The sequence below is a fragment of the Rhodococcus sp. EPR-157 genome, assembly GCF_001647195.1.
Lineage (GTDB): Bacteria > Actinomycetota > Actinomycetes > Mycobacteriales > Mycobacteriaceae > Rhodococcoides.
The window spans coordinates 1-2,332 of the sequence record NZ_LVCV01000405.1; the positions used below are offsets into that span (position 1 = coordinate 1).

Genomic DNA, 2,332 nt, shown 5'->3' on the forward strand with positions numbered 1-2,332 from the left:
TCACCGCGGAGCGGCTCGGGACCACCCGCTCCGCATGGACCGGCGAGCTCGCGCAGAACATGCTGGAGGCAGTGCCCGCTGGCACGGTCGTACTCGATCTCACCGGAACGATCATGCTGGTCAATCGAGTGTGGACCAGGTTCTGGGCCGACGGACCAGCAGGCAAGTCCTTCAGTCCCGGCGGCAACTACTTCGACCTGTGCCGCCGCGCGGCCGCGCACGGCAACGAATCCGCTGCCGCAGTTCTTGCGGGTCTGCACGGCGTCGTCACCGGCGACCATCGAGTGTTCTCGATGAACTACAAGTCAGGCAAATTCCGCTTTCGGCTTCGCGCAATCAGACTCGCTGACGGAGCAGGCCTCTATCTGACTCACGAGGACGTCGCCGAACTCGACACGGCAGACGTAGCCCCTGGGCAGGATCCATTGACCGGACTACCGAACCGGGATGAGATCGAATACCTGCTTGCTCGCGAGCTCGCCGTGCGGTCTCGGGACCACGAAGTCAGCGTGCTACTCGTCGACATCGACGGATTCCGTGAATTCAACGACGCACTCGGCCCGACGTCCGGTGACGAACTCCTGCAATTGGTCGCCGCTCGCATCAAAGCCTCGACCCGCCCCACCGACACATTGGGCAGGCTGACGGGCGACGAGTTCGTCGTCATCGCCCGAGGCTGCCAACCAATTGCGGCGCGCGCCATGGCAGCAGGTTTCTCCAGTGTCCTCGACCCCTCGTTCGAACTCGGCGACCGACACCTCACCATCACTGCCAGTGTCGGCGTCGCCACCTCGAACCACAGCACGGTCGACCCCATGCAACTCGTTCACGACGCGACCACGGCGATGCACGCCGCCAAATCGCTGGGCCGCAGCAGCCACCAAGTGTTCTCACCAGAGCTGCGCGACAGCAACCGAAAGCGACTGGAGCTGGTGGAGCGGCTCCGCGGCGTCGCGATGGCCGAACACGAGCTCGAAATGGTCTACCAGCCGATCGTCGAGCTGTCGTCGAGGACTGTCGTCGGAGCCGAAGCCCTCATCCGCTGGAACCATCCTGAACTCGGGCTGCTCATGCCGGACAGCTTCATCGGCCTGGCCGAGGACGCGGATCTCATCATTCCGCTGAGCAACTGGATCCTCACTCAGGTCGGCCGGACCCTAGCGGCCTGGCAGTACAAGGACCTCCACGTGCAGGTCGGAGTCAACGTCAGCCCGCTGCACTTCGCCGCAGGCACCCTCGCGACGGACGTCAACAGCATCGTCGACTCGCTCGGCATCGAACCAGGACGACTCGTCCTCGAATTGGCCGAATCGAAGTCGCTGCACGACGTCGATGCCGTCTACTACCAACTCATGGACGTTCGACGACACGGTTCACTCGTCGCGATCGACGACTTCGGCTCTGGATTCTCCTCACTCGAACGCCTCGCCACGCTGCCCGTCGACATCCTGAAAATCGACAAATCGCTGACTCAGCATCTCGACAGCAAAGACCTTCAGCGTCGTCGCGCCATGACCGCCCTGTGCAAAGCAGTCGTCGAAGTGACCCACGATCTCGGAAAGGACACCGTCGCCGAAGGCATCGAGACCATCGACCAACTCGAGTCCTGCGTCGACATGGGCGTCACATTCGGGCAAGGTCATCTATTGGGGCTTCCCATGACCGCCGCGCAATTCGAAACGATCCTTCTCCAGAACGGCGCGCACAGCGCATCCGCATGACCGTGCGGCCCATGCAATGGGGCACTGAATATGACGTGAGGACAACGAGGCTGTGAAGATCGACGACGAAATCGAGCGCTTTTCCGGTGCTCGCCGCGCACTCTTGTCCACGATCAACCCAGACGGCACCCCGCACCTGGTCCCCATCGTGTTCGCACGCACCGGCGATACTCTCGTCACCGCGATCGACTGGAAACCCAAATCCACCCGCAAGCTGCAGCGGCTCGAAAACATCCGGGCAGACCCCGCAGTAAGCCTGATCGTCGACAACTACGACGACGACTGGGACAAACTGTGGTGGGTCCGCGCCAGCGGCTCCGCTCGCGTCATCGAGGCCGATACCGACGCGGGCACAGCGGCCATCGACGCTCTCGCCGCCAAGTACGACCAGTACAAGTCAGCGAGGCCCGAGGGGCCCGTCATCGAGGTCGCGAAGCTGACCTGGCGTTCTTGGCGGGCGTCTTAGGGGGTTTGTTGGCCCTCTGCGGTGACCGAATGTCTCATTCGGTCACCCTTGGAGTGACCGAATGATGCTCCTATGTTTGTCAACCGTGTTGTGGGTGTGCAAGTAGGCCGAATACTTCGCGGGCTATGGCACGTTTGAGGCAGCG

The 2,332-nt window shown here is 62.6% G+C and carries 2 protein-coding genes; both read left to right on the forward strand.

What is annotated here, in order from left to right; translation table 11 throughout:
• The coding region (locus A2J03_RS18870; RefSeq protein ID WP_068376989.1) for a putative bifunctional diguanylate cyclase/phosphodiesterase at positions 1–1,721 on the forward strand (1,721 nt) is incomplete at its 5' end.
• 52 nt (positions 1,722–1,773) lie between these two features.
• The gene (locus A2J03_RS18875) at positions 1,774–2,187 is read left to right on the forward strand and encodes a TIGR03668 family PPOX class F420-dependent oxidoreductase (protein ID WP_068376992.1); all 414 of its coding nucleotides are present in this window, start codon (positions 1,774–1,776) and stop codon (positions 2,185–2,187) included.
• Positions 2,188–2,332 lie beyond the last annotated feature (145 nt).